The organism is Priestia sp. SIMBA_032 (assembly GCF_046535215.1).
GTDB lineage: Bacteria > Bacillota > Bacilli > Bacillales > Bacillaceae_H > Priestia > Priestia aryabhattai.
In genome coordinates, this window is record NZ_JAWRXD010000838.1 from 1 (window position 1) to 264 (window position 264).

Sequence of the window (264 nt, forward strand, 5' to 3'; positions counted from 1 at the left end):
GTGCATTCCCGAGTATATTTTTAGAACAGATAGATGCGCCCTAAAAACAATGGTACAGAAGAAGATGGTAAAGGTAAAAAAACCATCAACACCCCAAAACCTCCCAAAAGGGAATACAACTTTAGCTGGGTCAATTGGTTATTGGTGGTTTTTCTGTTGTTCTTGACCGTTTTCTTCAACCGTTCTGGTGGTCCCAAAGAAATCAGTTGGTCAGAAATGGAGGATACCTTGCTCCCCACGAACGCCATCGAAAGGATTGTTGTC

Annotated in this window: 1 protein-coding gene; it reads left to right on the forward strand. The window is 42.4% G+C overall.

The features are described from left to right. Nucleotides 1-33 precede the first annotated feature (33 nt). The coding region (locus SB717_RS36700) for a hypothetical protein (protein WP_410907991.1) at nucleotides 34-264 on the forward strand (231 nt) is incomplete at its 3' end.